We start from the raw sequence: 26,975 nt of genomic DNA on the forward strand, positions 1-26,975 counted from the left end.
AGCATAAACCAAGAAAGCATAATGAACTGATGCGGTGTGAAAAATAAAAAAACAACCACACAAAATAAATGCCGATGATAACAGTGATAAAAGCTTAGGAATCAAAGTGCATCATTTAAGGAATATAAAAACGAGGTGGTGTTATGAGGCGAAAATCAATTTGCTTAACACTTTGCTTGTTATGCGTACTGATATTTTGTTCAGCAATCGCTGCAAATGCAGATTATAATAGCACAAAAACAACCTTGACCGATGCTCTGAATCGGGTTGTTACAATTAAAAAGCCTGTGCAAAAAGTGGCCTTCACCGGCATTTGCCTTACAGATGCCCTTAAAATAGCCGGGGCCTGGGATAAAATCGTTGCCCGGGAAATTGTTGTGTTAAACCCTGGTTTTTATCCGGACATTGATCGCATTCCCGCTTCCAATACAACAAAAGGATCTCCTTACAGCCTCAATTTTGAAAGACTTTTAGAGCTGAATGCCGATTGTTTTCTGACCTTTAAAGCTCCCATGAAGGGATTTGAAGAAATGGCCGAAAAAATCCAATCCCATATCCCGGTGGTTGCCCTGAATCTGTTTGATCGTCATACCATAAAAAGAAATTTTGAAATTCTGGGCACAATATTCGGAAAAACCGATAAGATTTCAGAATATATAAGTTGGTATGAAAATGTGCTGAAAAGAATTCTTGATAAAACTTCAAAACTTGCGACCGAACAGAAAAAAAGATATTTTTTAAAATGGAGTCCGGGAAAAGTTGAAAAATTCACGACCATGTCCAATCAATTCATCGGCATGACGACAATCAATGAAATCGCAGGCGGAATAAATGTTGCCGCGGATTTAAATGCCTATGGAGGATGGATACAATCAATTGATCCTGAATGGCTGACACAGCAGGACATTGATATTATCATCTGTGAAGATTCAATTTCAAATGGTTTTGGCCCGGATATGGTTGACAGCTCAATTGTTTCTTCTTACAGACAACAGCTTATGCAAATTCCTTTTCTGGCCGAGTGCAAAGCAGTCAAAAACAATGCCGTGTACATGATAAGTCCGCATTTTCTTTATACACCCGCCTTTGTCATTTCCCTTGCATATCTTGCCAAATGGTTTCATCCCGATCTGTTTTTAAATTTTGATCCGCGTTCTGTTCACCAGGAATACCTTACCCGGTTTATAGGCACAGACATTGATCTTAGCAAACGCGGAATCTTTGTTTATCCCGGATTCTAATCTTTTTTGCCGGTATCAAAATTTTGACCGAATTAATGTTATTTTAAAAATACCGAGATCTGCTTGAAATGAGATTATAGGTCGTCACTATAACTAAATTTGTGCGAAAAACAACAACATACTGTCGTGTTTTGATGGTTTCACATAGGCTGTAAACAATCTTTGCCGTCAGTTTGTTATGAATCGATGCCACCTGATCCGGACGGCAGCGTTAAAAAAAATATTGCCAAAATAGTTAAGGTGCTTTATTATCTATTTTATGAATCAGGAACTGAAAAAAAAAGTTATAAATACTCTCATGCAGATTACCCGCAAGTTTGCCGAGGTGGAAACATTGTCCATTGGCGTTACCTGTGATGTAAGTGTTTCAACGCGTGAAGCCCACGCCATTGAAAGCATTGGTGAAAAAAAGTGTACCAATGTGACAGAAATCGCCAAATACTTCGGTTTTACCAAAAGCGCAGCTTCCCAACTGGTCTCCAAATTAACTATGCAGGGATTTGTGATCAAAAAACAGGCCGGCCACAGCAATAAGGAGTTACAGCTTTCCCTGACACCTCTGGGTTGGCAGACCTTTGAAGCGCACGCCAGGATGCATAGCCAGGATCTTAAACGTATTCTGAAAACATTTGACTGTGTGGAAATTGACGTTCTGATACGGTTGAACGAATTATTGGACAACCTTAATTCTATTATGGATGAACGGTTGAACACCAAATAACGGTGCTATATTTTTTTATAAAAATAGTTAAGTAACTTAATAAACTTACAAAAGGAAATAATCATGAAAAAAACAATCGCATGTATAGTCGCTTTAGCGCTGCCGGCTTTTATACTGCTTTTCCCGGGCACTGAAGATCTGCTGTTTTCCAAAATCATTTCTGTGCAGAATCAAGCAGAAAAACACATTGTCCAACCGATTCCAACGGCCCTGGCAAAACCATACCCGAATGCACAGAACTTCCGGTTTCCAGGCAAGGTTAAAGCTGCTCGACGGGCTGAACTGTCTTTTCAAATAGCGGGCCAGATCGAACAGCTGAACATTCTTGAAGGACAACAGGTAAAAAAAGGATATTTGCTTGCATCTCTTGAACATAAGAATCATCTATACGCAGTCAGGGCGGCAAGGGCCGGATATCAGGCTTCAAAACTGAATTTTCAGCGTACTTCAAAGCTTTATAAGGAAAATGTGGTGAGCAAAGCCCAGTTTGATACTGCGCAATCCGTCCATGATATCGCCCGGGCTGAACTGGACATGAAGGAAAAGGCCCTGACCGATACCCGGCTTATCACTCCCTTTGACGGCCTGGTATCAAAACGCTATGCAGAGAGAAAAGAGCATGTGAACAAAGGAGAGCCGGTTCTCCTGCTGCAGGATATTTCCGGAATAGAAGTTGAAGTGCAGTTGCCGGAACAACTGGTTGCCCTTGGAGGGACAGAGATACTGGATCAGCTGAATGTCTGTTTTGATGCAAATCAGGATCTCACATTTGCAGCCGAGGCAATGGAGCTGAGAATGGAATCAAGCAATGACACCCGCACCTACGCCTTGATTATCAAACTGCCCTCTCCGGCAGATATGCATATTCTCCCCGGCATGACGGCAACGGTCAGCGGTATTGTTAAACAATCTGCAAAAAACAAGGTGGAAAATTTTTCCGTACTGATTCCGGTTGAGGCCGTGGTTTTTGATCCCAATGCTGATCCATATGTCTGGATTGTCGATCCACAAACACAAAAAGCCCGAAAACAGCAGGTAGTTATAGGCCCAATGCATGGCAACAGCATCGAAGTGACCAAAGGGATAAGATCTGATGAACTGGTGGCAACCGCCGGTTTACACAGCCTTGACGAAGAACAACGAGTTCGCCCGATGAAGGCCGGTAAAAAAGGACTGGAAGGATGAATAATCTATGTTTATATGCTGTCCGCTACAAAGTGGTCACCCTGGTTTTCAGCACCATTATTGCCCTTGGCGGAATATTCAGTTTCCTGAATATCGGACGCCTGGAAGACCCGGAATTCACCATCAAAGAAGCAGTGATCCATACCCATTACCCTGGAGCGTCTGCAAAACAGGTGGAGCTTGAGGTGACCGAACCCATTGAAACTGCCATCCAGCAATTAAAACAGCTCAAGGAGGTCCGCTCCATATCCAGAGCAGGCGTTTCGATTATTTTTGCAGAGACACAAGAAATTTACGACAAACACAATCTTCCCCAGGTATGGGACGAGCTGCGCCGCAAGGTGGGTTCTGTCAACGGCCAACTGCCTGCGGGATGTCAGACGCCAATAGTCAATGATGATTTCGGTGATGTTTACGGGGTACTTTTTGCCATCACCGGAGACGGATATGATAAAAAGCAGCTTAAGGCATATGCGGAAGATTTGCGCCGGGAACTGCTCACCTGCAACGATGTAGGCCGAATTGATTTCTGGGGTCTTCCCAGAGAAGCTGTTTTTATCGAAATTGACCGGGCCAAACTGACACAACTTGGCTTGAATCCCAACACAATCTTTGACACTCTCAAAGGTCAAAACAGCGTCACCCCGGCAGGAGCCGTGCAGGTAGGTTCGGAATACATCCCTTTTCGCATTACAGGAGATTACACCTCAATAGAGGATATCGCCAACCAGCTCATAAGCGGCTCCGAAGGTAGCATGATCAGGCTGAAAGAAATTGCCAGGATAAGACATGACATTATCACACCGGCTGCGGAACTCATGTGCTACAACGGAAAAGAGGCCGTGGCCATAGGCATCTCAACCATATCCGGCGGCAATGTCATTTCCATGGGCGACTCCATTGATCAACGCCTTCAAGAACTGCAGGCAAATACCCCCTTTGGCATAAACATCCATACCATCACCAGTCAATCCAAAATAGTTGAAAAGTCGGTTTCAGGATTTGTCTCCAACCTTATCAGTGCAGTTGCCATTGTTATTCTGCTGCTGGTTGTTTTCATGGGCTGGCGCGAGGGTATTATCATCGGTTTTGTGCTGATTCTCACCATTTTTGCGACCCTGATGGTCATGAAATCCTATGGCATCACCTTGCAGCGAATCTCTCTGGGTGCGTTGATTATCGCCCTTGGCATGCTGGTGGACAATGCCATCGTTGTTACGGAAGGAATCATCATCAAAATGCGCCAGGGCATCGGGCGAGAAGAAGCCGCCGATCAGTCGGTCAAAGAGACCATGTGGCCCCTGCTGGGCGCGACCATTATCGCCATTCTGGCCTTTGCCGCCATCTCCCTGTCCAAGGATATGACCGGCGAATGGCTGGCCAGTCTGTTCCAGGTGATATGTATCTCTTTGGGACTGAGCTGGTTTTTCGCCATCACCACTGTACCCTGTTTTTGTGTCATGATATTGCCTGTTCCCAAAAACAATGGCAAAAAAAAACATTCACAACGCTTTTTCAAATATTACAAAACCATTGTCGGAAAAGCCATTGATCACCGGTGGCTTACCCTGACAGGAGTCATAGGATTGCTGGTGGTCGCCGTGTGGGGCTTTAGTCATGTTAAGCAGGATTTTATGCCCGATACAAACCGCTCACAGTTCACCGTTGATATCTGGATGCCCCAGGGGACTCATATCAACAGCACTGAAAAGCAGCTTGAACAGGTTGAAAAATACGTTGCCCGCCTTGAAGGAGTACAGAATATTTCAGGCTTTATCGGTCGGGGGCCGCTGCGCTTTCTGCTGACCTTTTCCCCGGAGATGCCGGACAGTGCATATGCTCAACTGCTGATTGATGTGGATGATTTCCGCCGAGTTCCTGAACTGAAAAAAAACATTCAACAATACCTGGACAAGGAGGTTCCACAGGTCATAGGCAGTGTAGACGCCTTTAAACTCGGCCCGGGTGGCGGTGCCGTGATAGCCCGTCTGAGTGGGCCGGAAACAAAAATTCTGCGCAATCTTGCCGGGCAGGTCAAAAAAATCATGGCTGAAAATCCCAACAGCCGCAGTATCCGTACGGACTGGGGCAACCAGATCAAGGTCAGCAAAGTTGATTTTGCAGACCTTCGGGCACAGGGTCTGGGGATTTCCCGTCCGGAGATTGGCTCCTCCATTGCCATGAACTTTACCGGCTCTGTTGTTGGCCAGTACAGGCATAGAGATGATTTGCTCCCCATTATCCTGCGGCCGCCGAAAAAGCAGCGTAATAATATCGACTTTTTTGATGAGGTGCAGGTGTTCAGCCAAGCAAAAAATAAATGGGTGCCCGTGCAACAGGTGACCAACAGGAAAATCACCGGGGTGGAGGACAGCGTCATCCACCGCCTCAACCAGAAACGCACCCTGCGGGTCCTCTGTAAACAGCGTGAAGGCACAACTGACGCGCTGTTTCGCCAATTATCCCCGATCATTGAGAAAAAATTAAAACTGCCTCCAGGCTACAACCTGGAATGGGGCGGCGAACATGAGGAGCAAATCGAAGCCAACACCAAACTGATGTCCAATTTTCCAATTGCCTTTGCCGGGATGTTTCTTGTCACCGTTCTTCTCTTTAACAGCCTGCGGTATCCCCTTATCATTTTCATGGGACTGCCGCTTGTTGTTGTGGGCGTAGCCCCCGGCATGCTCATTGCCGACAAGGCATTCGGATTCATGGCCATGCTCGGTTTTTTAAGTCTGTTTGGCATGTTGATCAAAAACGAAATCGTCTTGCTCGATCAGATCAAAGCGGAACTCGCCGACGGAAAGGAACCTTTTACGGCTGTGGTTGAGTCTTCCGCCAGCCGTATCCGCCCGGTCACCATGGCGACCTTCACCACCGTACTCGGCATGATTCCGCTGCTGACAGATGCCTTTTTCAGCCCCATGGCCGCAACCATCATGGGAGGCCTCAGCTTTGCCACGCTGCTGACCCTGTTTGTCGTGCCGGTGTTTTTCAGCACGCTATTTTCAGTCCGCAGGCCTGGTGTTAAGCATTTTTAGGAACAGATCATATGAATTTATTTTTCATAAATTACTGACTACAAATACTTGGGCTTCTCCTCATGTAACGACAAATTTGTTGTGGATATTTCTAAAAATGATACAATGAAGTTCATGAATATTACGATGCGATCAAATAATAAAATCGAATATTTGCTGTATTGGATTAGATAAAAACAAGCAACACTGACAAGAAAGATCAAGGAGAATACAAAGTCATGACTCTGACGTTAAAATCCACAATTTTTGGCCTGCTTGCAAGCCTCTTTTTTTTGAGCGCCTGTACCGGTCTAACCCTGTCTGTTCAATTCAAACAAATTGACGGTCTTACACAAGATGACCCGGTGATCTTCAACTCAACCACCATAGGTAAAGTCAAAACCATATCCTATACCAAGGATGCCGACTTTCTTGTCTCAATCCAAATCCAGAAAGAATTTTCCCATGCAGCCACCGAAGATACACAGTTTTACATTGATGTATCGCCTCTTTCCTCAAACTCAAAATCAGAATCAAAAGCTGTTTTTTTGGAACAGAAGAATCCGGGCGGCAAAAAACTTGACCCAGGCACAATTGTTCAAGGCACCTCTAAACGTACTCTCATCCCTTATGCCAAAGCCCTTGAATCCCTGGGCCAGACAATTGAAAACGCTTTTTCCAAAATGCTTACAGACATTGAAAAAATCCCGGAATCAGACCAATACAAAAACTTGAAAAAAAAATTATCAGAACTTAAAACCAGGCTTGAATCATCAAGCAAAGAGATGCAGGAAAACATCCGTAACGATATTATTCCAAAACTGGAAGAAAAATTCAAAGAAATCATCAAAAGCCTTGAGCAGCAGGGACAAAACGACAAGGCCAGGGAACTGGAAAAAGAGTTTGGCAAGCTTCAGGAGATTTAACAGGGAAAAATACAGCGGCGGCTTTGCCTGAAGTCTGCCAGCACCCGTGTTGGCCTTGTCGATATTTTCATGTGTCTGTGCGAACAGGACCGGATAGAAGCAGTGAGGCGAGTAGACGCACGGAAGGGATGCCTTTTTCAGACAAAGCTCGCCAGAAATTAATCAAAAAGATTCAAAATCATCATCTTTGACAAACCGTATCTCCTGGTCCGGCCGGACTTCCTTTGCACCGGACAATATTTTATTGCCCTGAACTGAAGCTTCGTCATGTTTTGCTGAAATCTTTCGGGTTATTATTCCATAAGACCTTCCAGAGCTTCTATTCTTGTCCCCGGTAACAAGAGAAACAAGGTCTGCTACAAATTCTTTGAGATGTTCTGCCTTGGCACTCAACTCTTCTGATGCAGAAGCAGATTCTTCAGCATTGGCCGCATTCTGTTGAATAACCTTATCCATCTCACCGATAGCACTGTTAACCTGCTTGATTCCATCAGACTGCTCTTTGGAAGCATTTGATATCTCTGATATTAGAGCAGCTACCTTTCCTGAACTTTCAGTAACTTTACAAAATGCTTCATTGGCAGTTGAAACCAGCCTGGAAGCATTATTGACCTTGTTAACGGTTCCTTCTATCAGCGAAGAAGTTTCATTTGCAGAATCTGCGGCCCTCATGGCCAGGTTTCTTACTTCATCTGCCACAACATCAAATCCTGCGCCTGCTTCTCCTGCTCTGGCAGCCTCAACAGCAGCATTAAGCGCCAGAAGATTGGTTTGAAAAGCAATCTCATCAATGGTTTTTATGATTTTAGAAGTTTTTTTACTGGCGTTTGAAATCTCTTTCATGGATTGGGTCAGTTGAGTCATTGATTCATTGGCAGCGCTGACAACCTTACTTGAATATTTCATGATCGCATCGGCCTGTCCTGCATTTTCAGCATTTCTCTTTGTCATTGAAGACATTTCCTCCATGGATGACGAAGTCTCTTATATGGAAGCTGCTTGCTCTGAAGAGCCCTCAGCCAGTGACTGACTGGTTGAAGACACTTGGCCAGAAGCTGAGGCAACTTGGCTGGCTCCTTCGCCCAGGCCCTGGATTACTATGTTCAGTGGCTTGGTAATGATTCTTGTAATAATGAATACAAATAAAAGACCCAGAAAAATCGCAATAATTGTTCCGGTTAGCATGATGCTATTTGCAGTTGAAATCTGCCGTCCCATTTTTGCCTTTTGATCCCCCCTTGCTGCCGTACAGACTTCATTGACACCCCTTGCTGACTTGACCATCCTGTCATCGGTAATTTTTTGTATTTTCATAAGTTCTGCAAAATTATTAATAAGCTTTATCATATTGCCGGATAGCCGCAATAACAGAATTTATCTGTTCAATATTCCGGCTTTGTTTAAACCGTAATTTCAAATCATATGACAACGCCAGGATCTTTGCCAGGTTTGTATCAACATTCTCCCGCCACTTGTTTTCTCCTTTGGATATGATGAATTCTTTTTCGTTTTTACGACCGTCCATAAACCATTTGATCAGCCTGTTGGCATCATCCGCTTTTTTAAGCTTATCATTGATAACATCATCGCCGGCAAATTTTTTCATTGCTTGAGTCAATTGTAGTTTTTGATCTTCCCTTATGGCTTCAGACTGTGCTAAAAATTTTCGTACCAAGTTTCATGTTTTTAAACATTTGCTCTTCTCCTTTTTATGATTTTAAGTGCTTTGATAAAACTCAATTGTCCGGTTTTTAGTAAACTGAAAAAGGCTGGATAAACAGTTGTTTTAAAAAATCAGAATAAAAAAAACGGAGCTTTGAGTAAAATATAATTATTTACAAGTCTCCCTCAACGGATGAAATCGTGTTTGTTGTCAGCACCTAATCAATATTTTTGAATCAGCGGATCAATTTGTGAGCAATATGAACTGGAGACATGAAATAAAATTGATTTCATATGTATTATAAATATATTATTCGATTGTCCAGTTTTTAATGCGTTATTTTTAGTGGAACGAGTTAATTTCAAACGCTCTTTGACGATTTTACTTGATTTAGAGCGAAACTCTCCTTTTGGTCGTGCTTCTAATTTTCTATAAATGCCTATTTTAAGGGGCTTTACGCCGTTGAGACCTTTGAATCCGTTTTAACTCTTTTGACGGACAGCGGCTGCAATATTTGTCGGCCATGGCGTATCGTAAAGATCGAGAATTGCAGTTGCTCAACTTTTGAAAATATCGTATTAATCCATTTTTCTGCGGCAGAGGGTTTGTCTTGCATGGCTTCATATTCAGATACACCCAAAAGGACTGCAACTCCTTTTCCATGCTGGGTAATAATAACGTTTGGTATAAGGGAAGTGCTTAAGGCGAAGCAAGAGCGTCTTAATCACCTCCATAAGCAGTGCCCCATTCAAACTTTCAAAAGTAATGATCATCTTTATTTGTATTCTTTATAAATTTCAATAGCCCAGAATAATTATAAAAAAGGGAATCCATCTGAACAATTTTTAAATTTTTTCTGGTGAAAGATCATCAAGCGCTATCTCATGTATCTTGAATATACCTGTCCCGTATCGGTTTCCACAATTGAAATTGTGACAATTTCAGCCGGTATCTGGCCACGCTTCCTTCATGCATGCGCTGCAAGCTGTCATGCACTATTTTGCCAAAGGCTTCCCTGTCATTTTCCGACACCTTGTCATCCACTATTTGCTCAATATTATTTATGGAAGGAACCCTGCACTCCAGGACAATTTTCCGGACGGTGAGGATTAATGCCTCCCGATACCGAATGCGAAGCGGATCAGGTTCAGCCATGGTTTGAGTGATCGCGAGGTAACGCTGACATGAGCGTTCATAGGCCCATACAAATACATCCCGAAGCAAATCAATCTGATTGAATTCATACACGGCCAGAGTGCCTTCCGTATAGGCCTGCTCAGGCACATCAACAAAAGAAAGGGGACACAGATTGTGTCGAATCAATGGGATATTCGCCCCTAAACGGGAGACACGCTTGTTAACATCTTCAAAAGGCTGGAGATATGGCAGTTGCACCATAATAAAAAAAGCCTGTTCAAATGGATCGGAAATGGCTGAGGCTTTCAGCAACACCAGATAAAAACACTCCTCCAAAACCTGGGGCATTGCCAACGGATGGAAAACCGACCCGGAAATGCTTACCGGCCTGCGGCGCAATCGACCGCATGCATCTTCGTTGGGAAGAAGGTTATCCGACAGGATAGCGTGCAGGTTGAGAAAGGTGAAAGGATTAAACCCGATCTGATCAGCCGATTCAATGAGCATTTCAATGGCTGCCTTGTGATTCAGGATCATCTGGGTTTCCCGGATATCCTTGCCCTCTGCCGCCTGGCCGAATTCGATCAAATTCAGTGTATCAAGGCGGTTGTAAGTATTTCCCTCCAAAAGGGAAGAGGCCCATGACAAGTCAATCAACAATCGGTTCAGAATTTCCCTGGCATAAGTGCCTGCAGGATGTCCCCCTGTTGGTGTTCGTCCCATTTCATGGAACTGGGTGCGCAGAGTTTCGGAAAGATAAAAAGTGACGCCAGGCTCATAGTCTTCCAAAAACGACCGATGATATCCCACTGGTTTTCGCCGCATCAGGGGTTGCTGCACAAGGTCTCGAATAATAGCACCCTCCGGGGAAACCGGGACGTATTCTTCCAATCCATCCCGAATGGAAGGTTCCACAGCTACCTGCACGGAAGCAAGAGACACACCCGGACTGGGTTTGTAAACCAATGCAATACCCTTGCCTTTTGTTATGATGCGCTTGTCTGCCAGAAGACGACTTAAACGGCGCTGCAAGGTGCGGCGAGTGAGAGCCTGGGACAGATGATTTGCCAGGACGCTCTCCAGCAATGAAATTCCTATTCCTTCGGGATGATTTAAAATCACCCGTTCGATCAGATCCAACTCTTCGGCAGGCATGACACGCGACATACATTTTTTCCTTTAAAAAATTTATGAAAAACAAATTTATCTGTCACACACCACGCTTTGTGACACTAAATCGCGACACTAATATGTCACGACTTTGTGTCGTGCGTCAATATGAAAATTTCTTAAAACAAACACACATGAACTTGATCTTTATTAAATTCGAGTATTCTTGAATCCCTGGCCCTCAAAATAATATTTAATCTGGCCTGAATATTGCTTTTTTTTTACAACAGAAGGACAACCCCCAAAAAAAGGAGAACAATATGACCATTGAAACGGCTTCATTTGCTTCAGGATCGCTACCGTTGACGACCCAAAGTTCCCATGGCCAAAAGATAACAGACACATTAGGCCAGTTTGCCGGGCTTTTGGAAAAGCAGATGGAAAATACTGTCAATACCGGGCAAAACCAGGCAGATAATTCCCATGCGAGTGACGATGTCGCCATCATCAAAGAAAAAGGGTTTGCCGGCTATTTCAAGGAACTTCAGCTCCGAAGAATAGAGAAACTCAGAGATGAAATCCTTATGGCAATGGGGATCACACAAGAAGACCTTGGCAAAATGTCGCCCAAAGACCGTGCCGCCATTGAAAAAACCATCTCAGAAGAGATCCAGAAACGTCTTGCGGCTGAATCTGCCATGCAGGATGATTCCGCCGGGAATGCGACTTTGACAGGATCTGAATCCATTTGGCAAAAAACAGCCTCAAAATACGACGTCCGCAATATAACTACGGATGAGACCGCTGAGTTGTCGCAAAAATTATATGATGCCGGTGAAATATCCTTGCTTGATCATGCAATATTGTCCTTTGATCCAAGTCACCTTCACTATGGCACAACTTTTCTAACCCAGGCAGATAGTACAGGGCATCGTGACTTGATTTCAGAATATGAGACCCGAATCAACATGAATAAAAAAATGGGAGACCGCCAAAGCCTTATGAATAACGAACAAATTCTCGAATATCTAAACCGTCTTGATAGATAAATTTAAAAAAAAGAGCCAGCCTGAAAAATATTCCCGTCAGGCTGCCTCCCTTTTGATACCCAGGTCAAACAACCGGACGCCATGCCCTACACCGCAGGCCTGGGCAACATCCCCGCCCGTTCGGCGATTTCAGGCATCTTGTGTTCCCATTCAATGGCCATCATGTGTACCCCTGAAACCCCTTCCATCTGTTTGAATTCTTCCACCTGTTCCAGGGCGAACTTGATGCCCTCTTCTGCCTGGTCACGCTTGTCCACACCCTTGAGGCGCTTGATCAGAGAATCGGGAATGTCCATGCCAGGCACGAATTTTGACATGAAATTGGCCATACCCGCATTTTTCATGGGGGTAACTCCGGCCAGAATATAGCAGCGTTCATGAAGCCCCATGTCCACAGCCTTTTTCATGAAATCCCGGAACTTTTCCATGTTAAAGATACACTGGGTCTGAATAAAATCCGCCCCGGCTTCTATTTTATTGGCCAGCCGGTATACCCGGTATTCATAGGGGTCGGCAAAAGGGTTGCATGCCGCACCAATGAACATCCGGGGTGCAACATCAATTTCCTCACCGTTAATGAACTTTTCCTCATCCCTCATCTTTTTTACTACTGAGATAAGCTGCATGGAATCAATATCATGAACATTTTTGGCTTCAGGATGGTTGCCAAATGTCTGGTGATCCCCGGAAAGACACAGCATATTCCGAATACCCAGGGCATAGGCACCCAAAATATCGCTCATGATGGCCAGGCGGTTGCGGTCCCGGCAGACCATCTGAAAATTGGGTTCCAGCCCTTCTTCAACCAACAGAGCCGACCCTGCAAGAGAAGACATCCTGACCACTGCTGTCTGGTTATCGGTCATATTCACAGCATCCACATTGCCTTTGAGATATTGAAATTTTTCTTTCAGATGCCGGACATTGGCACCTTTGGGGGGGCCGCACTCTCCTGTGAATGCGAAATAACCGGCCTTTAGAACCTTTTCAAGATTACTTCCCGACTTAAGATCATTTCCTGGTTTAAATTCGCTGCCTGACTTAAGCTCATTCATTTGAGTCTTCTCCTTTGTCAGTTTTTATCTAAAACTTCTCAAAAAATTCAAACAAAAAACGTTACATCTTTGGTTTCTGCCCTTTAGGATATTGCGGACAGATCCAAATAAAATCCCGACTCTGCCTGTGGCATTTATATGTTGCCCTTGACCAATTCTTCGCGTATGCTTCTTCTCGGTCCGCCATCCCGTGCCGTGCGCCAGTTTTTTATCCCCTTGAGACCCATCAGGTCTTCGAGTTTTCCAGCCTCCATTTTTTTGCGGACAATCAAATCCCAGACACACACCGTGTCTTTGTTTACCTCGCAAATCCCGTTGGATGATCCGCCGCAGGGGCCGTTCATAAGGCTTTTGGCACACCTTGATATGGGGCACAGCCCGCCGAAATCGTGAATCACACAGGTGCCGCAGCCCGCGCACCGCTCCTCCCAGATCCCGTGCTGAGTGGCACCGCCGAAAAAGGTGGTGTTGACCCCGGGATAAAAGGTCTGGTCTTTGTACATTTCAGATAAAAACTGGGGCCCCACGCCGCAGGCAAGGGATACAACCGCATCATAATCCCCTACGGTATCGCTTATCCCGGCCACATATTCGGTGTCGCACTGTCTTTCCAAAACCTGAGTATCAATTTCAATGTCGTTTCCATTTTTCTTTCTGGCGATTTTAATTACCGAGGCCAGTATTTCAACCTCCTTTAATCCCCCGACATTACAGACAGTAACGCACCCTTTGCACCCGATGATGAGAATTTTTTTATCATTTTCAACCATCGCCAATATCTCAGGAAGAGATTTTCGATCTGCTACTATCATGATTCACCTCTATTGTTTTTTTAACCATTCCAAAAACTTGAATTTTTTTTGGCACAATTTAACAGTATGAAAATTTTTGTTTCGCTTAAAACTTCACGCTGCATGGTGTTTTTTCACCGGACTTGGCCCCAACTCCCTGATGCAGGCCACCATCTCATTGGCAATCTCGGCAAATCTCGCACCCTGGGCCGACGAAAGATTGTACATTTGCACCCGTTCAGGCTCAATGCCAAGCTCCGTCAATGTCCGTTGAACATATTCCACTTTTTTTCGGGCCTTAAGATTGCCCTCTTTAAAATGGCACTCTCCTTCAAGGCATCCCGCCACATAAACCCCGTCCGCTCCGTCTTCAATGGCATTCAGCAGGTGAAGAATGTCCACCCGTCCCGTGCAGGGCACCTGAATAATTTTAACGTCTGCTGGATAGGACAGTCTCATGGAACCTGCCAGGTCCCCGGCTGCATAAGCTCAATACTGGCAGCAGAATGCGATTATCCTGGGTTCAAATTCCCGGGTCATGTTTAACCTCCGTTCATCAACGCTTATGAAAATTAAAAACTTATAAACATACAAATTTTACAACCGTTCAAATTTTACAAACATTCAAAGCTTATAAACACTAAAAGCCTGCAAACAATCAAACATCATAAACCTTTTATGCATCTTCAAAAAGCGCATCCGTCTTTGCCATTATCTGCTGATCCGTAAAATGATCCAGCCGGATTGCCTTGCCCGGACACTCCGCCACACAAGCCCCGCATCCATGACACTCGGAAGCATCAATCTGAGCATATCCGTCCTCATGGATATAAGGAATACCATAGGGACAGGTCCTCACACAGGTAAGGCAGACCGCGCATTTTTCAGGAGTCACCCTGGCCACCACACCGCCCACCATCAACGAGTCCCTGGAAAGAATGGTCATGGCCCTGGCAACCGCCGCCCTTGCCTGGGCAATACTCTCTTCAACAGGCTTGGGATAATGGGCCAGGCCCGCCACAAACAGCCCGTCCGATGCGAAATCCACGGGCCGCAGCTTGGCATGGGCCTCCACCAGGAACCCTTCAGCGTTTGTCGGCACTTTTAATTTTTCAAACAATTTTTTGTTGTTTCCAGGCACAACCCCCGAAGCCAGAACCACCAGGTCAGGATGAATTGTCACCGGCATCTGCAGAATATGGTCAATCACGGACAATTCCAGCAGTTTATTGGCATTTTCCCTCAAGACCGGCATTTTTTCCAGATCATACCGGATAAACAAAATGCCCAGGCCCCGTGCTGTCTGGTACAGGTCTTCTCTGAAACCATAAGAGCGAAGATCCCGGTAAATAACATAAACTTTTTTTCGCCTGTCCATTTCTTTTAAGGCAATGGCACTTTTCAGGCTATGGGTGCAGCAAACCTTGCTGCAATAAGGGTTCTGCTCATTTCTGGAGCCTACACACTGGATAAACACAACAGACTTTGCCTTTTCAATTCGAGAGTCCTTTTCCCGCAATGCCGCATCCATATCCAGATGAGTCAGGACATCGGGGTGTTCGCCGTAAAGATATTCATGGGGCTTGTATTCTTTTCCGCCGGTGGCAAGAACGGCGGCCCCATGTTCAATGCTGCTTTGCTGTCCGGTTTCATTGTTTTTAACGATGGTGATAAAATTGCCCATGGAGCCTGTAAAGGATGCGATTTGAGAATCCAGATACAGATGAATAGCTTCACTTGCATGGGTTTTGGCAATCAGGCTTTCAAGATAATCAGGGATATTTTCCCCTTTCCAGGTGGCATTCAGATTCCTGGCAACACCCCCCAGAACTGCTGTTTTTTCCACCAGATGAACATCAACTCCCTGGCCGGCTGCACAAAGAGCTGCTTCCATACCGGCCACGCCGCCGCCCACCACAAGCAAAGATTTTTTAATCTCCAGGGCCACCTGGTGCAAGGGTTCTACAAATGCGGCTTTGGCCACTGCCATTCGAACAAGATCCTTGGCTTTTTGAGTGGCTTTATCCGGGTCGTTCATGTGAACCCAGGTATTTTGATCCCGGATATTAGCCATCTCAAACAGATATTTGTTCAGGCCTGCATCCCTTATGGTCTCCTGGAACAAGGGTTCATGGGTTCGAGGGGAACAGGATGCCACCACCACCCGGTTAAGATCATGCTCTTGAATCACCTGTTTCATGTGATCCTGGGAATCCTGGGAACAGGTAAACAAATTGTCCTCCACATGGACGACATGGGGCAGTTTTGCCGCATAATCCCTGACTGCCGGAACATCGGCAATACCGCCGATATTGATGCCGCAGTTGCACACAAACACACCGATGCGGGGAGCCTGCCCTGAAAAATCGCTCTCCGGCGGCAGTTCTTTGGTTCTGGTCTGGCTCCACCTGGCATCCTGTAAGGCCATGGATGCACTGGCCGCAGCCGCCGAAGCTTCCATAACACAAGCGGGAATATCCTTGGGCTCCTGGAAAGTGCCGCACACATAGATCCCTTTTTTGCTGGTACACACAGGCGACAGGTTGTCAGTACGGGCAAACCCGTGATGATTCAGTTCAATGCCCATTTTATCCGCCAGCCTTTGGGCGTCCTTATTGGGTGAAAGCCCTATGGACAGCACCACCATGTCAAAAATTTCCTCAACCATGTGACCGGCCTCAGAAGAGTACACAATCCTGTAGAAATCTCCGGGTTCGGGAAATACGGAATGAATTCTTGACCGAATAAACCGGACCCCGCTGTCATCCTGGGCTCTCATATTATACTTGTCAAACTCTTTTCCATGGGTTCTCATATCCATGAAAAAAATTGCAGTATCAAGATTTTTGCCACTGTGTTCCTTGGCAATCACCGCCTGTTTGTTGGCATACATGCAGCAGACTCCCGAACAATATGAATGATCACCTTTATTGATATCCCTTGATCCCACGCACTGAAGCCAGGCGATCTTTCTGGGTTCCTCATTGTCTGAGGGCCGGACCAGGTGACCGTCATATGGCCCGGAAGCCGACAAAATTCTTTCAAACTCCAGGCTGGTCATGACATTGGGGCTGTGGCCGTAACAATAGGAGGTCATCTGCGTTGGTTCAAAAGGGGTAAACCCGGGAGAAAGAATAACCGCCCCCACGTTGATGGTGTGGGTTCTGCCGGTCATGGAATGATCCACTGCATTGGCAAGGCAGGCATCCACGCACTGCATGCATTCGGAACAATATCCGCAGTTCAGGCACCTTGCCGCCTCTTTTCTGCCTTCTGCCTCACCTAATCCCAGCTCCACCTCATTAAAATTACCGGCCCGGTCTTCCAGGGCAAGTTCAGGCATTTTATAACGGTTTTCAGTTTTCATATCTTCTGCAATCGGCTGGAACTTTGGATTTTCAACCACTGGCAGTTGTCTTCCCTCTTCCATATCCAATCCTTGAAGATACCGGAAAATGGATTCAGCCGCCTCCATACCGGCTGCCACGGCTGCAATGGCGACACTGGGACCTGTCTGAAGATCCCCGCCCGCAAACACCCCTTCCCGGTCCGTGGCAAGGGTCAACGGATTCACCCGGGTGGTGTCCCATTTGGTGATGTTCACACCTGCCATATCTTCCAGGGCGGTAAGATCCGGGCGCTGACCGATTGCGCAAATAAGCTGATCAATTTCAATATCGTACTCACTGCCCGGCACAGGGATGGGACGTCTTCTGCCCGAGGCATCAGGTTCGCCCAGTTCCATTTTGATCACCCGCACAGCAGCCAGTTTCCCGTTTTCTTCCATGAGCTTCTGGGGGGCGGCAAGATAGACGATATCAACGCCTTCCTCTTCTGCAGCCCGGATTTCCTCTTCCCAGGCCGGCATCTCTTTTCTGGTTCTGCGATAGAGGATGGTCACCTCTTTTGCCCCCAGCCTGACCGCAGACCTGGCCACGTCAATGGCCACATTACCGCCGCCGACAATCGCCACTTGCTTGCCCACCCTGGTTTTCCCGGACAGGTTGAGTTCCCGCAGAAAATCCACGCCCTGCCTCACCCCGTCAAATCCTTCTCCTGGAATGCCCAGGGCAATTCCCTTATGAGCGCCCAGACCGAGGAAAACCGCATCAAAACCATCCGCCATGAGGCTGTCCACGGTAAAATCCCTGCCAAGACAGACATTAAATTTAATGTCAACACCCAGGTTGGTGACCACTTCAATATCTTTGTCCAGTACCTCCCGGGGCAGGCGATGGTCGGGAATGCCCACCCTCAGCATACCTCCGGCCTCGGGCAATGCTTCAAATATGGTGACATCCACCCCTTTTCTGGCCAAATGATATCCTGCTGACAAACCGGCCGGGCCGGAACCGATGACAGCCACTTTTTTGCCGATCCTGAGCGCACACTCAATCTTCACATCCCTTGGATCAAAACTGTCTGCTGCAAGCCGTTTCAAATCCCGGATGGCCACTGGCTCATCCACCTGGCACCTTCGGCAGGCATCCTCGCATTCATGAGGACAGATACGACCCAGCACTCCGGGCAGGGGAAGCTGTTCCATGATGATTTCCAATGATTCTCTGTACTTGCCCTGCTTGACCATCTGGACATATCCTTGAACATTCAGCCCGGCAGGACATGTCAGACGACAGGGGGCCTTGTCTTTTTTCTCAATGGCATAACCCGACGGCATGGCCTGGGGATACAGTTTAAACGCGGCCTTGCGGTTTCCCAGCTCCTCGTCAAACCGGCTGGGAAGCTCCACCGGGCAGACAGCGGAACATTCCCCGCAGGCCGTGCATTTTTCCAGGTCAATAAATCGCGGTTTTTCCTTTAATGTTATTGTAAAATCCCCTTCAACGCCGGTAACTCCCTCAATCTCGGTCATGGTTAACAATTTTATGTTCAGGTGTCTGCCTGCTTCAACCAGTTTTGGCGAAATAATGCACATGGAGCAGTCATTGGTGGGAAAGGTTTTATCCAGTTGCGCCATTGTTCCGCCGATGGCTGTGTTTTTATCCGCAAGGTATACAAAATATCCCGAATCCGCCAGATCCAGTGACGCCTGGATACCTGCAATGCCGGCACCCACAACCATTACCGACCCTCTACCTTTTTCGGCCATTTGGATTCCTCCTTTTTATAGTCCCACGCCGGCCAGATCCGGCCCAAGATAGGTTCGTTCCGTATCGGCAAGCACCCCCATGGCAAGGCAAATGATAGTCCACAAATGAACCACATGATAATTGCCGCCAAATTGCTCACCAATATCTTCAATCTGGCCGTGACAATTGTGACAGGGTGCGATCACATAAGTTGCACCGGTTGCCGCAAGCTGATTGAATTTGGTTCTGCCGTAGGCCCTTCTCTGATCGGGAAATCCAGCCTGCAAAGCACCACCGCCGCCGCCGCAGCAATAGTTGTTCTCCCGGTTGGGAACCGTATCAATAAAATTTTGCTCACCCACAACGGTTTTAATGACAAACCGCAAATCATCCACAATTTTATTTGACCCGGTTTTTCGTCCGATATTGCAGGGGTCCTGCACTGTAAATTTAGCGCCGATCTCTTTATTCCAGTCTGAATTTACCTTGAGTTTGCCTTCTCTGATCCACTGGGCATAGAGTTCAATAATCGTAACAAGTTTAAACTTATGGGGAATGTTAAATCTTCGCAATCCTTCCAGGATCGCAAAATATGAGTGACCTCACTCTGTATTGACCACAAGGGGGCTTTTCAAGTTATTGTCCACATGATGAACAAATTCCTCGATAATATATTTCCATCCCTCATTATCAGCCATGAACATGCAATAATTTTCTCCGGCCCACATCACCGAAGGATAGGTCCAGTCAGCACCCACCGTATGAAGAATTTTCCATAACGGCCCCATTTCCTCGGGTTCGGTCACAGGCTCTCTTGAGTTCTGGTTCAAAACCATTGCCGCACCTTCCCTGTCCACAGACACCTGAAGATCTTCAAACCCGGGATGGTCTTCCCTGATTTCGTCGGCCACATCCAGAACGGTGAATTCAAAATCATCCTTTTTCGCGCCCATGGCACTGCCCGTCTTGATATGCTGGTCACAGGACCCGAGAATCCCCTTGGGCCGTTTTTCCCGTGGAACCATATTGCGAATATTATAAACCAGAGCCGGAATATTGATGTTCATGGGACAGGCTGCCACGCATCGTGCGCACATGCTGCACACCCATTTCCAGTCGCTTTTGAGAATTTCATCGTCCATGCCCAGATTCAGCATCCGAATAAGTTTTCTGGGGTCCATATCAAACAGTTCCGAGGCTGCACACCCCCCGGTACAGGTTCCGCACGTCAGACAAAGATCAAAATTTGCGTCCGGCACCTTTTCCAGGACGGCATCTTTAAGTTCAATGTCCAGTTCATCAATCTTAATTGCCTCTGCCATTTTAAAAGTCTCCCTTACTTAATAATTCTCCCTTGTCTTAATTCTTTCTTGTTCTGATGTTTCTTGTTCTGATGTTTCTTGTTCTGATGTTTCTTGTTCTGATGTTTCTTGTTCTGATGTTTCTTGTTCTGATGTTTCTTGTTCTGATGTTTTCTTATCTTAATTTGGCAGCATTCAAATACTGCACCAGATTATCAACCCCCCCAATGGTTACGATATGAACCCCCTGGCAGATATCTTTCAAACTTTTAACCGTGTCGGCGAAAAGCTCCATACTTGCCTTTTTTTTGTTTGTTGCATTCATCAGCTTTTGGATAACCCATTCAGGCACAAGTCCGGATTTAAAATGGCGATTCAAAAATTTTCCCATTCCTGCTGTTCTTAGAATCATGACTTCGGCAATAACCGGAACTCTAAAAGGCTCAACCTGCTTCATGAACTTTGCAAACTGGTCAATATCAAAAATAGGCGTCGTCAAAAAATATCCCGCCCCCACATTCATCATATCTTCCATTTCCTCCATGCCGCGTTTTGGCATGCTTTTTCCCCAGGGGGTTTCAATCCCGGAGCCAAGGGAAAATTCAACTTTACTCTCAAGCTCTTTTCCTTCAATGGTCACCCCTTGTTTCAAGTGATTCAGGACTGATCCCAGTTTGCCGGAATCAACATGAAAAAACATGGATTCCTGAAGCGTATCCCCGGAAATCCTGTAGTCTTCCGTAAACACCAGAAGATTGTCAACACCTGTTTCATGGGCCAGTGTCAAATCCTTTTGCAACTGAAACCGGTTTTTATCCCTTGTGGTGGTTTGATAAATTGCATTCAGGTTGTTCTCTTTTAACAGACCGCAGGTTTTAATGGTGTCGCTTACAACACCTTCAAGTTCTATTTCAGCGATTGACAAACCATCCACGCGGCCTTTTACCCTTCCAAGGCTTTCAACCAGCCCCTCGGACTCTTCATCACCGAGGGGAACCTGTACTTCGGATGTCACGACAAATCTCTTTTTTTCTAATGATTCCTTTAAATTCATGATCTGCCTCCTTCAGCTGTTAATCCAAGCAATTTAGCCACTTCTTTTTTGAGCTTGGGCAGGGGCAACGGCTTTGAAAAACAAACATCAGCACCATACTCTTTCATACGGGCAAATTTATCGTCATCCAGGTATGCTGATAACACGATAATCTTGGTATGTTTTGTTTTTTCGTTTGCCTTGATCTTTTTACAGACATCATAGCCTTTGATATCCGGCATCATAATATCCAGAATCAACAGATCCGGATGAAAATGACTGACTTGAAGCCCGGCTTCAAAACCGTCCGAGGCTGAAATAACTTCATAGTCAAATTCATCTTCTTCCAATGCCTGTACGATTGACTCTACAATGATCATATCGTCATCCACAACAAGAATCTTTTTTCCGGAGCCGCCTTCTTTCGCCTCAGGAATGGGAATTCCCTGGCTTTGCATAAACGCTTCAAGATCAGATTTTTTGATCCTGCGATGTCCGCCAACAGTGCGATACGCCTTAATATGACCGGCTTCCACCCAGTTGATGATGGTCTTAGACGAAACATTGCAGTATTTGCTTGCAGTGAATACAGTCAACGTGTCTTCCATAACACCTCCTTCTCGACGATTTTTATGGGTTCAGTTATTATAGTTATTTTATATAATATACTTTGTCAAGCATTATTAATTCCTATAATAACCATAGCTTACACAACAAGCACCCGATTCGACGAAAAACACAAGACCACAAAGGCTTTTCATGAAAACAGCAAACATAAAAAAAATCAAATCTATTTAAAAAAAACCAACCGCCTGTTTTTTTTAAACAAATCCATGACACGAAGAAATCTTTTCGCAAATCAGCCGCCAAACAAGCCGTTCACGGCGATAATCAGGGCCGTGGCGAACTGATTGTCGCCTATTTGCCCGCAAGGGGAAGCATAATGGTAAACTTTGTCCATTTTCCCTCTTCAGATTCAACAACAATCTCGCCACCATGATCCTTGATAAACCCATAGCAGACGGAAAGGCCCAGCCCAACGCCCTGAACATTCTGTGTTTTGGTAGTAAAAAAAGAATGAAATACCTTTTCAATATGCTCTGGCTTTATTCCTGTTCCCGTATCCTTTACCGTGATGTAAAGCTTTTCGGAAACAAGTTTGGTGGAGATTTCAAGGGTGCCGCCGTCGGGCATGGCATACATGGAATTGGAGAACAGGTTGATAAACACCTGGCGCAATTGATCTCTGGAGGCCAGGATTTCTTCCGAATCATGGACAAGATCAAGCTTTAATTTTATGCCGCTTTCCCTGAACCGTTTTTCGTAAAGCAACAGCAGCTCATCAAGCACAACATTAATATCAATCTTAATGCGTTTGTCCTGATCCGGTTTTGAAAACGACAGCATTTTTTTGAGCATATCCGCCAGCCGTTCAATTTCCGACAACGACATGTCCAGAAGTTTTCTTCGCTTATTTTGAGGTGAAATCTCGGTTTTCATCAACTCCAGGGTGTTCATGATGCCAAACAGCGGATTGTTCAGTTCGTGTGCGATCTGGGAGGTGAGCCGACCCATGGCAGCCAGTTTTTCCGACTGAAGCAGGTGCTGTCTTGCCGCACTGAGTTCTCTTTCCGTTTTAAGCCGCTCCTTTAAATCCACAAACAGCCCGACCGTTGCCCATTCATTGCCTTTTTCATCATAAATAATGCCTGCAGAAAGATTTCCTTCAACCAATTCGCCGTCATCGCGTTCAAAATTCAATGGATAGGAGTTCAGTTTTCCTTTGCCCCCATAATTTTCGCTGCGCATCATTTCCATAACCGTTTTAGCCAGTTTTTTTGAAAAAATCTGCTGAATGGTCATTTTTTTAACCACCTGGGCAGCCTTAAACCCGAAGATATCTTCAGCACTCTTATTCCACAGCCGGATCACTCCTTTCAAGTCCATTGCCATAATGGCATTGGGAGAACACGAAATGATCTTATCCAAAAAATCATGGGCTTTTTTGATCTGGTCCTCGTGTTTTTTTCTCCGGGTCTGATCCACGACAATGCCTTCATAGCCAAGACTTTCCCCATTGGCATCATAACGGACAGTGCTGGTTAACAAAATATGGATAATATTCCCGTCCCGCCGCCGCCATTTTAACTCGTAATCAACAACATGACCTGTTTTTTCTATTATCTGTGTATATTTTTGTCTGTCTCCGGGCGTCAAATAAACGTCCCTTGCAAGATCAAGCAAAAGAAACTCTTCCTTGTCCGTATAACCGAGCATTTTCAACAAAGCAGGATTAACATCAAGGAACCGCCCCTCCCGGCTGCTGATAAACACGCCACACCCCACATGTTTAAACAGCCGCTGATAACTTTCCTCGGAGGATTTGAGTTTTTCCTCCTGCCGAACACTGTGAGTAATATCCCGGTATATGGACAACTTGGATTTGGTTCCGTCCTGATTGGTTACAGGAAGTTCAGACAGGGCAAATATTTTATCAACCGATTCAATATGCACCTCGCTGTGATGGGTTTCATTTTGGTCAAATACTTCAGTATATTTACACCAGGTGCAAGGGATGCCAGATCCGATCAGCACCTCATGGCATTTTTTGCCCACCCCGTCCCCAAACAGCTCTTTCATGAATTTATTCATGTATTCCACGGTATAATCTTCATTGATGATATAAATACCTTCCTCAAACGCATCCAGTGCATCCAGGAGCTTTGGAGTGTGATCAGCCATGAGATATCTCCTTTAAACGAAAAATGTAAGTATGACTTCAATTAATACTTGCCGCCTTATTTTTTGTCAAGATCCCGCATGTTCAATACTGACACAAACCAAACCTTTTGTTAAGCTTATGAGACGGTTGACTAAAGCCTCCGGCTATATTAAAAGTGAAAACAAATAATTATTTTCACTTTTCAAAGAGCAAAACATTAGGTTTTATGGTTAAGCGGAATAAATAAAGGAGAAAACATGACGGATATAAAAACAGATAACGAACAAATAGCTCTGGTAACGGGTGCCAGTGGAGGGATTGGAAAATCAATCGCCCAGGCCCTTGCCCGGACCGGACGGTTTGTGTACCTTAATTTCCATTCAAACCGGGAAAAAGCGGCTGAAACCCTGGAAGAGATCATACGAAACGGTGGAAACGGGGCTTTGCTTGAATTTGATGTCACCAGCCAGGAAGAATCTGAACAGGCCATTGAAAAAATCATCAAAGAAAAAGGGAAAATAGATATTTTGGTTAATAATGCCGGTATCAGAAATGATATGCTCATGGTCCGGATGAAAAAAGAAAACTGGCAGACCGTTCTTGACACGAACCTTACGAGCTTTTTCAATGTCACACGGCTTGCCGTTAAAAACATGCTGTCCAAGCGGTTTGGAAGAATCATCAACATCTCTTCCACATCCGGGCAGACAGGTCAGGCAGGCCAGGTTAATTATTCCGCATCAAAAGCCGGTCTTATAGGAGCCACCAAAGCCCTTGCCCGGGAGATTGCAAAAAGAAACATTACAGTGAATGCCGTGGCACCCGGATTCATAGAAACCGAAATGATTGACGGCCTGCCAGTGAAGGAAATAGCCGAAACCATACCTGCCGGCCGACTTGGCAAACCCGAAGAAGTTGCCGCCGCAGTTGTTTTTTTATGTTCAAAAGACGCCGGATATATTACCGGCCAGGTGATAGGTATCAATGGAGGCGTGCTGTAAAATGGACTTGATCTTTATCCGTAGGTTTTCTGACCATGACTTGCCATGAAAAAAAACAGATATGATAATTTGTGATCTTCCGTTTTAAACCAATTGCTCTTTTTTAACTTGATTGCTTTTGAAGCCATTTATTAATGGTCGTGGCATACACAATATTTTCACATGGTTTGGACACATAATCCATATTTTTATCGGTTTTTAACAACTCTTTTATGGATTCCAGGAAAGCGAAATTTCCAGACACAAAAACAATGGGGAGATTCTTATCTTTTGTACGAATATGCCTGTATATGTCAAACCCGTTAAAATTTCCCGGCAGTAAATAATCCAGGCTGATCAGATCAAATTCACCGTTATCATATTCATCCATGGCTATTTCACCGGTTTGCGCAATTGTGATCTTGTGACAAAATGGCTCACTTGATAATATTTTATATTGAACTTTTGATATGGAAGGCTCATCTTCCACCAAAAGGATTCTTCTTCCTTTGATGACTTTTTTTTGTAAAACAAGGCGTTTTTCATTTTTTGTCAGGTCTTTTTTAATGATAGGAACGGAAATAATAAATTTGGTTCCTTGATTTGTTTTGCTTTCAAAACAAATGCTGCCCTTATGTTTTTCAATATACTTTTTAACATTGGACAGGCCATATCCTGTCCCTTTGATACCAACTCTGTATGCCCCTGTAAAATCTCTGCTGCCTTTCAAGGTAAATGATGGAGAATAGATATCCTCATGATATTCATCAGGAATCCCGCACCCATTGTCAATGATCTCAACAAACAGATTTTTTGATCTGACATATGTTTTTATGGTAAGCTCCGGTTTTTTTACAAGACTCATGGCATGAATCGCGTTCTGAACAAGGTTAACCAGCGCATGCTCGATCATACCGGGATCAGCCAGCAGTTCAGGCAGATCAGAGTTAAAGTTTCTCACGACAACTGTATCGTCAAGATCTTTGTCCAGCAAGTGAATTACCAGATTGATCATTGAATGAATATTAAAATATTCTTCTTTAATTTCCTGGTCTTTTGCAAATGCCACAAGGTTCCGGGTCAGATTTTTCCCCCGTATTGTCTGTTCCAGGATAATTTGCAAGTTTTCTATGGTCTCTTCTTCCCGGCAATCCAGAAGCGAAATCTCAGCATTTCCCATGATGGCCCCCAGTATATTATTAAAATCATGAGCCATTTTCCCTGCCACCTGACCGACCAGAGCATATTTTCCCTGATCAAATGAAAACTTCAATGCATCAACCTTTTCTTTTTCCCTTAATTTGCGTTCTGTAATATCCGTTGCAACACTCAATTTTACCAACCTGCCATCTGACCACTGGATGGCCTGATCTGTAATTTCAAATACTCTATTTAAATATCTATTTTCAAAGTCACGGACATGAAGCCCGGTTGGCTGACCGTTTTTATCCACCATTTTCCCGTTAGTACAATACCTGCATGGCGTTTTCTTATTTTCAAAAAACACGTCCCAGCAGATCCTTCCCATCAAATCAGATGCACGCTTTCCAATATATCCTGCAAGAGTTTTATTGACAAACAACAATTCATAAGTATCCATGTCCACAACAGATATGGCGGAATTAAGATTATCCAGAACATGGATAAACTGATCACCTGAATTTTTTAACTGATTTTCAATATCTTCTCGTCGATAAGTCATATTAAATATCCTGTTATAATATTTTTAAGAATTCCTATTCAGCCATTTTCATGTGAAGGTGAAATTGAAATAAGCGCGATATCTTAAATAGAAAAAGGCCAATTGAGAATCACGTTAAAGGATTTTTTATTTTTAAAGAGTGATTTTATTTATTTAAACTATTTTCATAATAAAATCCATATAAAAATCATGGTCATACAATATTTAAAACGTTTATAATACATCACCCTCTAATCCTGCACCCCT

Annotated in this window: 19 protein-coding genes and 1 pseudogene; 7 read left to right on the forward strand and 13 right to left on the reverse strand. The window is 44.9% G+C overall.

Going from position 1 to position 26,975, the window contains the following annotated elements; genetic code table 11:
- The first annotated feature begins 143 nt into the window (after positions 1-143).
- From BLT94_RS08120 to BLT94_RS08140, 5 genes are all read left to right on the forward strand, one after another.
- Positions 144-1,241, forward strand: a complete 1,098-nt coding sequence (locus BLT94_RS08120) for an ABC transporter substrate-binding protein (RefSeq protein ID WP_092232546.1) — start codon at positions 144-146, stop codon at positions 1,239-1,241.
- 259 nt (positions 1,242-1,500) lie between these two features.
- Entirely contained in the window at positions 1,501-1,962 is a 462-nt protein-coding gene (locus tag BLT94_RS08125; RefSeq protein WP_014956433.1) for a MarR family winged helix-turn-helix transcriptional regulator, read from the forward strand.
- Between the two features lie 63 nt (positions 1,963-2,025).
- A complete protein-coding gene (locus BLT94_RS08130) occupies positions 2,026-3,147 on the forward strand; it encodes an efflux RND transporter periplasmic adaptor subunit (RefSeq protein ID WP_092232549.1) in 1,122 nt (373 codons plus the stop codon).
- On the forward strand, positions 3,144-6,191 hold the full coding sequence (locus BLT94_RS08135; RefSeq protein WP_092232552.1) for an efflux RND transporter permease subunit: 3,048 nt from the start codon (positions 3,144-3,146) through the stop codon (positions 6,189-6,191). The genes BLT94_RS08130 and BLT94_RS08135 overlap by 4 nt, the downstream gene beginning before the upstream one ends.
- Positions 6,192-6,409: 218 nt before the next feature.
- Positions 6,410-7,096: an MlaD family protein gene (locus BLT94_RS08140; RefSeq protein WP_092232555.1), complete on the forward strand. Its 687-nt coding sequence runs from the start codon at positions 6,410-6,412 to the stop codon at positions 7,094-7,096.
- A 162-nt stretch (positions 7,097-7,258) separates the two neighbouring features.
- Here BLT94_RS08140 and BLT94_RS08145 read toward each other — a convergent pair.
- The 4 genes and pseudogenes from BLT94_RS08145 to BLT94_RS08155 form a co-directional block, all read right to left on the reverse strand.
- Positions 7,259-8,260 (reverse strand): annotated as a pseudogene (locus BLT94_RS08145) (methyl-accepting chemotaxis protein); the annotation flags it as partial.
- A 166-nt stretch (positions 8,261-8,426) separates the two neighbouring features.
- Positions 8,427-8,702: a hypothetical protein gene (locus BLT94_RS22740; protein ID WP_245743049.1), complete on the reverse strand. Its 276-nt coding sequence runs from the start codon at positions 8,700-8,702 to the stop codon at positions 8,427-8,429.
- 511 nt (positions 8,703-9,213) lie between these two features.
- A complete protein-coding gene (locus BLT94_RS08150) occupies positions 9,214-9,447 on the reverse strand; it encodes a type II toxin-antitoxin system prevent-host-death family antitoxin (protein WP_092232558.1) in 234 nt (77 codons plus the stop codon).
- 194 nt (positions 9,448-9,641) lie between these two features.
- The gene (locus tag BLT94_RS08155; protein WP_092232561.1) at positions 9,642-11,063 is read right to left on the reverse strand and encodes a Fic family protein; all 1,422 of its coding nucleotides are present in this window, start codon (positions 11,061-11,063) and stop codon (positions 9,642-9,644) included.
- A gap of 263 nt (positions 11,064-11,326) precedes the next feature.
- Here BLT94_RS08155 and BLT94_RS08160 point away from each other — a divergent pair, with 263 nt between their 5' ends.
- Complete coding sequence (locus BLT94_RS08160) at positions 11,327-12,055, forward strand: hypothetical protein (RefSeq protein WP_092232563.1); 729 nt, start codon at positions 11,327-11,329, stop codon at positions 12,053-12,055.
- A gap of 86 nt (positions 12,056-12,141) precedes the next feature.
- Here BLT94_RS08160 and BLT94_RS08165 read toward each other — a convergent pair whose 3' ends face one another.
- The 8 genes from BLT94_RS08165 to BLT94_RS08205 all read right to left on the reverse strand — a co-directional run bounded on the left by BLT94_RS08165 (position 12,142) and on the right by BLT94_RS08205 (position 24,067).
- Entirely contained in the window at positions 12,142-13,110 is a 969-nt protein-coding gene (locus BLT94_RS08165; RefSeq protein WP_014956425.1) for a methylenetetrahydrofolate reductase, read from the reverse strand.
- A 134-nt stretch (positions 13,111-13,244) separates the two neighbouring features.
- Positions 13,245-13,922, reverse strand: coding sequence for a methylenetetrahydrofolate reductase C-terminal domain-containing protein (locus BLT94_RS08170; protein WP_041279273.1), 678 nt, complete (start codon positions 13,920-13,922; stop codon positions 13,245-13,247).
- Positions 13,923-14,015: 93 nt separating this feature from the next.
- Positions 14,016-14,441, reverse strand: coding sequence for a hydrogenase iron-sulfur subunit (locus tag BLT94_RS08175; RefSeq protein ID WP_281243364.1), 426 nt, complete (start codon positions 14,439-14,441; stop codon positions 14,016-14,018).
- A 136-nt stretch (positions 14,442-14,577) separates the two neighbouring features.
- Positions 14,578-19,011 carry an NAD(P)-binding protein gene (locus BLT94_RS08180; protein ID WP_092232569.1) on the reverse strand — a complete coding sequence of 1,478 codons (4,434 nt, stop codon included), beginning with the start codon at positions 19,009-19,011 and terminating at the stop codon, positions 14,578-14,580.
- A gap of 15 nt (positions 19,012-19,026) precedes the next feature.
- Positions 19,027-20,313 (reverse strand): (Fe-S)-binding protein, encoded by a 1,287-nt coding sequence (locus BLT94_RS08185; RefSeq protein WP_014956421.1) that lies wholly within the window; start codon positions 20,311-20,313, stop codon positions 19,027-19,029.
- Between the two features lie 154 nt (positions 20,314-20,467).
- Positions 20,468-21,346, reverse strand: a complete 879-nt coding sequence (locus BLT94_RS08190; protein WP_092232572.1) for a methylenetetrahydrofolate reductase — start codon at positions 21,344-21,346, stop codon at positions 20,468-20,470.
- Positions 21,343-21,933 carry a response regulator gene (locus BLT94_RS08195; RefSeq protein WP_092232575.1) on the reverse strand — a complete coding sequence of 197 codons (591 nt, stop codon included), beginning with the start codon at positions 21,931-21,933 and terminating at the stop codon, positions 21,343-21,345. The genes BLT94_RS08190 and BLT94_RS08195 overlap by 4 nt, the downstream gene beginning before the upstream one ends.
- Before the next feature lie 310 nt (positions 21,934-22,243).
- A complete protein-coding gene (locus BLT94_RS08205) occupies positions 22,244-24,067 on the reverse strand; it encodes a PAS domain-containing sensor histidine kinase (protein WP_092232581.1) in 1,824 nt (607 codons plus the stop codon).
- A 237-nt stretch (positions 24,068-24,304) separates the two neighbouring features.
- Between BLT94_RS08205 and fabG the strand changes: the two genes are divergently transcribed.
- Positions 24,305-25,048: a 3-oxoacyl-[acyl-carrier-protein] reductase gene (gene fabG, locus BLT94_RS08210; RefSeq protein WP_092232584.1), complete on the forward strand. Its 744-nt coding sequence runs from the start codon at positions 24,305-24,307 to the stop codon at positions 25,046-25,048.
- Positions 25,049-25,151: 103 nt separating this feature from the next.
- Here the strand turns inward: fabG and BLT94_RS08215 are convergent, their stop codons facing one another.
- Positions 25,152-26,729 carry an ATP-binding protein gene (locus tag BLT94_RS08215; protein WP_092232587.1) on the reverse strand — a complete coding sequence of 526 codons (1,578 nt, stop codon included), beginning with the start codon at positions 26,727-26,729 and terminating at the stop codon, positions 25,152-25,154.
- Positions 26,730-26,975 lie beyond the last annotated feature (246 nt).

Source organism: Desulfobacula phenolica (assembly GCF_900105645.1).
GTDB classification, from domain to species: Bacteria; Desulfobacterota; Desulfobacteria; order Desulfobacterales; family Desulfobacteraceae; genus Desulfobacula; species Desulfobacula toluolica.

Excerpts from the sequence above, each read along its gene's own strand:
- BLT94_RS08120 (WP_092232546.1), top strand. The coding sequence starts at position 144 with ATGAGGCGAAAATCAATTTGCTTAACACTTTGCTTGTTATGCGTACTG.
- BLT94_RS08125 (WP_014956433.1), top strand. The coding sequence starts at position 1,501 with ATGAATCAGGAACTGAAAAAAAAAGTTATAAATACTCTCATGCAGATT.
- BLT94_RS08130 (WP_092232549.1), top strand. The coding sequence starts at position 2,026 with ATGAAAAAAACAATCGCATGTATAGTCGCTTTAGCGCTGCCGGCTTTT.
- BLT94_RS08135 (WP_092232552.1), top strand. The coding sequence starts at position 3,144 with ATGAATAATCTATGTTTATATGCTGTCCGCTACAAAGTGGTCACCCTG.
- BLT94_RS08140 (WP_092232555.1), top strand. The coding sequence starts at position 6,410 with ATGACTCTGACGTTAAAATCCACAATTTTTGGCCTGCTTGCAAGCCTC.
- BLT94_RS22740 (WP_245743049.1), bottom strand. The coding sequence starts at position 8,702 with ATGAAAAAATTTGCCGGCGATGATGTTATCAATGATAAGCTTAAAAAA.
- BLT94_RS08155 (WP_092232561.1), bottom strand. The coding sequence starts at position 11,063 with ATGTCGCGTGTCATGCCTGCCGAAGAGTTGGATCTGATCGAACGGGTG.
- BLT94_RS08160 (WP_092232563.1), top strand. The coding sequence starts at position 11,327 with ATGACCATTGAAACGGCTTCATTTGCTTCAGGATCGCTACCGTTGACG.
- BLT94_RS08165 (WP_014956425.1), bottom strand. The coding sequence starts at position 13,110 with ATGAATGAGCTTAAGTCAGGCAGCGAATTTAAACCAGGAAATGATCTT.
- BLT94_RS08170 (WP_041279273.1), bottom strand. The coding sequence starts at position 13,922 with ATGATAGTAGCAGATCGAAAATCTCTTCCTGAGATATTGGCGATGGTT.
- BLT94_RS08180 (WP_092232569.1), bottom strand. The coding sequence starts at position 19,011 with ATGGCCGAAAAAGGTAGAGGGTCGGTAATGGTTGTGGGTGCCGGCATT.
- BLT94_RS08190 (WP_092232572.1), bottom strand. The coding sequence starts at position 21,346 with ATGAATTTAAAGGAATCATTAGAAAAAAAGAGATTTGTCGTGACATCC.
- BLT94_RS08195 (WP_092232575.1), bottom strand. The coding sequence starts at position 21,933 with ATGGAAGACACGTTGACTGTATTCACTGCAAGCAAATACTGCAATGTT.
- BLT94_RS08205 (WP_092232581.1), bottom strand. The coding sequence starts at position 24,067 with ATGGCTGATCACACTCCAAAGCTCCTGGATGCACTGGATGCGTTTGAG.
- fabG (WP_092232584.1), top strand. The coding sequence starts at position 24,305 with ATGACGGATATAAAAACAGATAACGAACAAATAGCTCTGGTAACGGGT.
- BLT94_RS08215 (WP_092232587.1), bottom strand. The coding sequence starts at position 26,729 with ATGACTTATCGACGAGAAGATATTGAAAATCAGTTAAAAAATTCAGGT.